9 protein-coding genes are annotated in these 7072 nt (G+C 69.0%); 4 read left to right on the top strand and 5 right to left on the bottom strand.

The features are described 5' to 3' along the window. On the bottom strand, positions 1 to 744 hold a 744-nt coding region (locus IJH84_RS14755), incomplete at its 3' end, for a peptidoglycan recognition family protein (RefSeq protein ID WP_295145408.1). Positions 745 to 900: 156 nt separating this feature from the next. On the opposite strand from IJH84_RS14755, the gene IJH84_RS14750 reads away from it, so the two are divergent. Beyond that, positions 901 to 1704, top strand: a complete 804-nt coding sequence (locus tag IJH84_RS14750) for an NAD(P)-dependent oxidoreductase (protein ID WP_295145405.1) — start codon at positions 901 to 903, stop codon at positions 1702 to 1704. Positions 1705 to 1809: 105 nt separating this feature from the next. Next, positions 1810 to 2118, top strand: a complete 309-nt coding sequence (locus IJH84_RS14745; RefSeq protein WP_295145402.1) for a DUF6221 family protein — start codon at positions 1810 to 1812, stop codon at positions 2116 to 2118. Between the two features lie 7 nt (positions 2119 to 2125). On the opposite strand, the gene IJH84_RS14740 is transcribed toward IJH84_RS14745, so the two are convergent. Then, positions 2126 to 2377: a DUF3040 domain-containing protein gene (locus IJH84_RS14740; RefSeq protein ID WP_295145399.1), complete on the bottom strand. Its 252-nt coding sequence runs from the start codon at positions 2375 to 2377 to the stop codon at positions 2126 to 2128. 100 nt (positions 2378 to 2477) lie between these two features. On the opposite strand from IJH84_RS14740, the gene IJH84_RS14735 reads away from it, so the two are divergent. Beyond that, positions 2478 to 3614: a hypothetical protein gene (locus IJH84_RS14735; RefSeq protein WP_295145396.1), complete on the top strand. Its 1137-nt coding sequence runs from the start codon at positions 2478 to 2480 to the stop codon at positions 3612 to 3614. Positions 3615 to 3685: 71 nt separating this feature from the next. Here the strand turns inward: IJH84_RS14735 and IJH84_RS14730 are convergent, their stop codons facing one another. Further along, entirely contained in the window at positions 3686 to 4672 is a 987-nt protein-coding gene (locus tag IJH84_RS14730) for a malate dehydrogenase (RefSeq protein ID WP_200072489.1), read from the bottom strand. 139 nt (positions 4673 to 4811) lie between these two features. Then, positions 4812 to 5690 (bottom strand): class I SAM-dependent methyltransferase, encoded by an 879-nt coding sequence (locus tag IJH84_RS14725; protein ID WP_295145392.1) that lies wholly within the window; start codon positions 5688 to 5690, stop codon positions 4812 to 4814. A gap of 152 nt (positions 5691 to 5842) precedes the next feature. Between IJH84_RS14725 and IJH84_RS14720 the strand changes: the two genes are divergently transcribed. After that, entirely contained in the window at positions 5843 to 6211 is a 369-nt protein-coding gene (locus IJH84_RS14720) for a DUF4180 domain-containing protein (protein WP_295145389.1), read from the top strand. Positions 6212 to 6382: 171 nt separating this feature from the next. Here the strand turns inward: IJH84_RS14720 and IJH84_RS14715 are convergent, their stop codons facing one another. Then, positions 6383 to 6655, bottom strand: a complete 273-nt coding sequence (locus IJH84_RS14715; RefSeq protein WP_295145386.1) for a hypothetical protein — start codon at positions 6653 to 6655, stop codon at positions 6383 to 6385. Positions 6656 to 7072: the final 417 nt, after the last annotated feature.

Below are 7072 nucleotides of genomic sequence, written 5' to 3'. Positions count from 1 at the left end.
GGTGACTCGCGGCCCGGCCGCGCCAGGTTGCAGCAACGGCCACACCAGCGGCGCCACCGCGGGACGCCCCGTGCGCGCGGCCACGGCGCTGCGCAGCTCGGGCAGCTTGGCGTAGAGCTCGTCACCGGGGCAGTCGGTGGACATGAAGTCCCGGTGCCCGTAGATCTCACCGGCCTCGATGCCGTACTGCGCGACCATGTAGGCGCACAGCTCGGTCAACGATTCGAACAACGCACCCGGCACCGACGCGCTGGTGTAGGTGCCCTCGTTCTCGATGCCCAGCGCCACCGAATTCTGCTCACCGGCGTGCGCACCCACCACGTGCTGATCACCGGCCTGCAGCGCCGCGAGGCTCTTGTGCCTGCCCTCGAGCCGATGACCGCCGCGGGTGTTGGTGAAGTTCTGCCCGGTGTCGCTCCACCCGTTGGAATCCATGTGGAAGTCCTGGATCTGGCGGGCCAGCTCGAAAGCGTGCGACTGCGAGGTGTCGGAACTGTTGGCGGTCGCGGTGTGATGCACGATGATCTTGTTCGGCTTGCTGTCGAGGACCTCGATGCTCCCGTCGGCCGAGCGGGCGTCCCAATCCGACGTTCCCGAGATCGGCGGAGCCGCCACCGGCAACCCCGCCCCAGCAGCAGGCGGCTCGTTAGCGGACAGCGCGGTAGCGGGCAGGGCAGTGCTAGCGGTGACGGCCAACGTCCCGGTCAGCAGGGTGCGCCGGGGCACAGCGGGGATGCGTGGCATGGTGTTCCCTCCCAGTGGACGCCGCGATAGGCGAAGATCGCGGCTGAACCTAGGAAGCAGAGCCTGCCCGCCAGAACCCCGCCCACGTGAATTCCTGGCTAAAACCCGCCAGCTCCAAATTGCGACATCACCGGGGAAGCACCTGCGGAGGAACCCATGCTCATCGCGATCACCGGAGCGAACGGAGTGGTGGGCCGCGCGGTCACCCGCGAACTCGCCCACGCCGGCCACCACGTGCGCGCCATCGACAAAACCCCCGGCACCGCCACCGTGCTCGCCGATGCCTGCGACCACGACGACCTGTCCGCGGCCGTGGACGGCGCCGACGCCATCGTGCACCTGGCCGGCCTGCGCTCCCCGCACGTCGCCGACCCGGCCACCGTGCACCACACCAACGTCGTGGCCAGCTACAACGCCCTGACCGTCGCGGCCGAACACGGCATCACCAAGATCTGCACCGCCTCCAGCATCAACGCCGTCGGTGGCGCCTACAGCCGCCGCGCCCACTACGACTACTTCCCGGTCGACGAGCGGCACCCGACCTACAACGAAGACCCCTACAGCCTGTCGAAATGGATCGCCGAAGCCCAAGCCGACAGCCTCGCCCGCCGCCACCCCGAACTGAGCATCGCCAGCCTGCGCCTGCACGGCGTGACCACCGACCGCCGCAGCGCCATCGCCGACCGCCCCGGCCCCGACGTGGTCATCAACCACCTCTGGGGCTACGTCCGCGGCGACGCCGTCGGACAAGCCGTCCTGGCCGCACTGCACCCCGACTGGCACGGCCACGAGATCATCAACATCGTCGCCGCCGACACCATCTCCGAAACACCCTCGGCACAACTGGCCGCCCAGCACTGGCCACACGTACCGCTGCGCACCGACCTGCCCGGCAACCGCGGCTTCTACGACTGCGGCAAAGCCCACCGGCTGCTCGGCTGGACCCACCCCGAACCGTGAACCCGAACCGTGCGCACCGCGTCACGAACCGAGCACACAGCGGTCCCAGCCAGGACAGGCCGCAACACCGCGGCACCGGCGAAAAGCACCGTGGCGGGGGGCAGGATGAACCGCTTCGCCGAATTCCTCCGGCGACAGATCAACATCGATCTGGAACTGCTGCGCTGGAAGCGCGAAGACGAGGAATCCGGAACCGCGAAACGCTGCGACCTCAGCGTCCACCGCGGCTTCCGCGAATGCGAACTCAAAACCCGCCTGCTGCGGGTGCACCAGCAATGCGGCTCCGGCGACGGACCCTGCGACCAACTCGGACAGGTCTACCCGCCCGAAGACGAACGCGGCTGCGCCACCCGCGCCCTGCTCGGCCTGCCCTACGCCGACCGCCCCGGATACCGCCCCCGCTGGCGCCCGTGAACCGCACTCACGCCACCAACCGCCACCCGCGCAAACTCAGCAACAACGCCGCCAACACCCCGGTGAGCAGAAAACCCGCCACCTCACCGAGCAACATGCACAACACCGCGAGCACCGCCGAAACGATCCCCAGCACCAGCCGAACCCGCGACCGCCCAGGCAGCTCCGCCTGCCGCAACCGATCCGCGAATTCGGGGTCCTGCATGCTCAACCCCTTCTCGATCTGCTCGATGCGGCGACGCTCGTCCCTGGGCAGCATCGCTTACCTCCTCACCTCGTTTCGGCCGCACCACGGCTACCCGGCCGCCGCAGATCCCTACACCGCAAAAACCACTCGCGCCGCCGGATAGCGTGCAGCCATGAGCGACGAATCCGTGCTCGTCAACTTCGTCTACTGCCACCCGGTCGGCCACGCCGTCGAAGCACTCCAGTACTGCCTCGGCTACCGCCGGGCCGACCCGCAACGCCGCATCGGCCTGGTGCTCAAAGCCAACACCGCAGTCGACCTCGCGCACTGGACCGAACACGTCGACGAGGTGTACACAGTGGACTTCGATGTGTTCACGCCACCCGCCCACGGCGTCGCAGCGCACATCCCGCGCGACTGGGACTGGGTCATCGACGACCCCCGCGGACACCAAACCTGGCAGCACGAACTGTTCCCCGGCCTGCGCGAGTACTACCGGCAAAGCAGCGAGCACTTCCGCGCCCGCAACGCGCACACCGTCATCGGCGCACCACAACCGGCCTACCAACCCGGAAACCGGCTGCACCTCAACCCGTCCGCCGACGCGCACGACTGGGCCCGCCACCAACTCCCCGAAATCGACGAACCCACCATCGCCGTACTGCCCGGCGGCAGCGCCCAACGCTGGCGCTACCCAACGACGACCGCATGGCGACGCATCCTGCGCACCCTCACCGACAGGTGGCCACACGCCCGCATCTGCCTACTGGGCAAACACACCGAAGACGGCCGCAGCACCACCGGATTCAGCACCGCCGAATACGACGCCCTCGCCGCCGAAGCACCCAGCACCACCTGGGCCGTCGACGTCGGACTCGACCGGCAACTGGCCGCACTGCAACGCTGCGACCTGCTGCTGTCGCCGCACACCGGATTCGGATTCGCCGCCATGGCCGCCGGAACACCCTGGCTCGTCCTGGCAGGCAACGACTGGGCCGAGTACTACTTCAACCCCGGCGTCCCGTTCTACTCCGTACTACCCGACATCGACCGCTACCCCTGCTACCTCATGCTCGGCAACCAGCCCGACCCCGTCGACGACGAAGGACCCCGCGCACCCTCGATGTGCGCCGACCGCATCACCGAAGACCTACCCGAACTGCTCCGCGGCGCCGAATGGCTCTGCAGCGGCCACGCCGACTTCGACACCGCCATGCGCCACCACGTCACCCGCGCCGCCGAACTGTTCGGACACCGCCACGAACTCATGTTCTCCGTCGACGACCTGCACGTGCCCTACCTGCCCTGAACACCCACCGCACACAAAAGGGGCCGCGTCCCCGCAAGGACACGGCCCCTCCTGGAGCGAAAACCGCGAACTCAGACCAAACCGAGACCGCGCACCGTCTCGCGCTCCTCGGACAGCTCCGCCACCGAAGCGTCGATCCGCTCGCGGGAGAACTCGTCGATCTCCAAGCCCTGCACGATCTCGAACCGGCCACCCCGCGCGGTCACCGGGAACGACGAGATCAACCCCTCCGGCACGCCATAAGACCCGTCGGAGACCACACCCGCCGACGTCCAGTCACCCTCGGCGGTCCCGTTGACCCACGTGTGCACGTGATCGATCGCCGCGTTCGCCGCCGACGCCGCCGACGACGCACCCCGCGCCTCGATGATCGCCGCACCCCGCTTGGCCACCGTCGGAATGAACTCGTCCGCCAACCACGCGCGCTCCACCTGCTCAGCGGCGATCTTGCCGCCCACCTCGGCGTGGAACAGATCCGGGTACTGCGTCGCGGAGTGGTTGCCCCACACCGCCAGCCTGCGAATGTCGGTCACCGACGTGCCCAGCTTCTTCGCCAGCTGCGTCAACGCCCGGTTGTGATCCAGCCGCATCATCGCCGTGAACCGCTCGGCGGGCACGTCCGGCGCGTGCGACTGCGCGATCAGCGCATTGGTGTTGGCCGGGTTGCCCACCACCAGCACCTTCACGTCATCAGCGGCACCCGCGTTGATCGCCTCGCCCTGCGGCTTGAAGATGCCGCCGTTGGCCTCCAGCAGGTCACCGCGCTCCATGCCCTTCGTGCGCGGCCGCGCACCGACCAGCAGGCCCACGTTCGTGCCCTGGAACGCGGCCTTGGCGTCATCGAAGACGTCCACGCTCTGCAGCAGCGGGAACGCGCAGTCGTCGAGTTCCATCGCGGTGCCCTCGGCGGCCTGCACCGCCTGCGGGATCTCCAGCAAGCGCAGCTTGATCGGGGTGTCGGACCCGATGAGCTGCCCCGAAGCAATCCGGAACAGCAGCGCGTAGCCGATCTGGCCAGCGGCACCGGTGACGGTGACGGTGACGGGCGCGTTGGTCATAGGAGGTGTCTTTCCTGCTCGCCGGACGATTACCGACCGCGATGCTATCCGCCCGGCGAACCACCGCACGCGAGGCCGCCACGGATCACAACCCGCACCCCGCCGGACCGATTCAGCCCCGCCGACGAGAACACCGCGCTCACGAACCGTCCAGCGCGAACCGCCACACCACCACCGCCGGCACACCACGATTCGCGGCCCGCACCGCCTCCGGCACCATCGCGGCCAACGACCACGGCCACGTCTCCCACGGGCCAGGACCGGCGCTCGCCACCCCGCCCGCGCTCGACCACCGCGGCTCGTCGCACCCGCGCAGCTCGAACCCGCACGCCAACGCAGGCGCCAGATAGTCACTCGGGTAGTGCCGATACGCAGGCAACCGCCCCGGCCGACCATCGATCACGACCGGCGGCACCGAATTCCGCAGCACCATCTCGTGATGCAGATCCGAGATCACCAACCGCCCACCCGGACGCAGCACCCGCGCGAACTCCGCCAACACCGGCGCAAGCGACTCAACGTGCGTCAACGCCAGCGCGCACACCACCGCATCGACCGAACCGTCCGCGACCGGAAGCGCATCCAGCCGCCCCCGGCGCAACTCCGCACCCGGAACCCGCTCCCGCGCACGCGCCAACATTTCCGGCGAGTCATCCACCCCGAGCACCCGATGCCCCGCCCCGTGCAAGAACTCCGCGTGCCGACCGGTACCGCACGCCGCGTCCAGCACGGTCCCCACCGGCAGATCATCGAAGACGCGCCGCACCACCGGCTCTTCAAGATCGATCAACGCATTGCCCGGCTCGTCATACGCCGACGCCCACGCCGCATACCCGGCGACCGCATCGACCTGATCCACCACGGTCGCCGCACCCACCAACGACTCGTCGTCGAGAAGGCGGCGCAGCTCGCCCAGCCGGGCCTCGACGAACTCGCGGCCGAACTCCCCGTTGAACGCGCGCAGCAACGCCAAACCCTCAACACCGGCGATGTGCGCCAACGGATGCTCATACGACATAGGTCCCGAACGCTAAACGGACCGAACAGACCCGCGCCATGGAATTTCGACGGTGCCGGGCAACGACGAAAAACGGCTACTGCGGACGAGCCGACTCGCTCTACCTTGAACCTCCATCGCAGCAGCGCACCCGATCCGGGAAGGAAGCGACGATGTCCGACACGTTGCAAGAACGCTCCGGTGCCCAGGTACTCGTCTGCGACCCGAGCGGACCGCCCGTGACCACCGAACAAGACGCACTCGACCTCATCGGCGCGACCTACTTCGGCGGCGACACCGTGGCCGTACCCGCCCAGCGCCTCGACGAACGCTTCTTCACCCTGGAAACCGGCCTCGCCGGCGCCATCATGCAGAAGTTCACCAGCTACGGAGTGCGCCTGGCGATCATCGGCGACATCACACCGCACCTGGCGGCCAGCTCCGCCCTGCGCGCCCTCGTCCGTGAATCCAACCGCGCCAGGCACGTGTGGTTCCTCCCGGACCTGGACGCGCTCGACGAGCGCCTGCAGGCGAGCCGCTGAAACCGTCCCGGCCAGGGGAGTGCGGCCCGCTTCCGGCGAAAACGCCTTCGCCCAACTCAACCGTGGAAGTCCACTTCGGACAGCTCGAACCCGCAGCGACCGAAACCGCTCCGGATCCAGCAAAGCGCCCGCGGACTCGAGCAAGCCCGCAGCCGACCCGCCCGCGGCGACTCAACGCTCCCGCCCCGCCAAATATGCCGCGCCATGCTCGGACAACCGATACGACTGCCCCGAGCGCAGCACCAAACCGAGCTCCGCCAACCGCCACGCCTGCGACTTCACCCGCGACACCGGACGCCCCGCCTCCCGCGCCAACTCCGCGGCCCGCACCCCAGGACGATCCCGCACCGACTCCAGCAGCCACCGCGTCCACGGCCCACGCGCCGAATCCACGTCCCAACTCGCCAACTGCCGGTCGATCCGCACCCGTTCCCGCTGCTGCACACGCCCACGCTAACCCCGCCCGCAGCGCCTGAGGACGGCCATCACCGCTCGGCGCCACGACGCACCGAGGCCGCGGAATGCGGCCAAGAACCGAGCAGCCTGCAACGCGGTCACACCTCCGCCGCCCTGCCGACCTCGATCCACGCGGCGAACACCCTTTCACCGCAAGGGGAGCAGGAGTCCACTCGGACCGCGCGCAGCGAAAGAAGCAAGCCACCGATCGACACCGTTGATCACGACACGCCACCGGCAAGGCAACGACCCGGCGCACCGAATACCCCGCACCGCCCGATCACGCCACAATCGGGACATGCTGCAGGCTTGCCTCAACGGCGCCCGATCCCCGCGCGAGCACCACCACCTGCCGGTGCGCCCCGAACAACTCGCCACCGCCGCCGCTGCCGCCGTCGGCGCCGG

The organism is Saccharopolyspora sp. (genome assembly GCF_017434145.1).
Classification (GTDB): Bacteria; Actinomycetota; Actinomycetes; order Mycobacteriales; family Pseudonocardiaceae; genus Saccharopolyspora_C; species Saccharopolyspora_C galaxeae.
The sequence above is the reverse complement of the archived record's forward strand: the minus strand, read 5'-3'. Positions and strand labels throughout refer to the sequence as shown.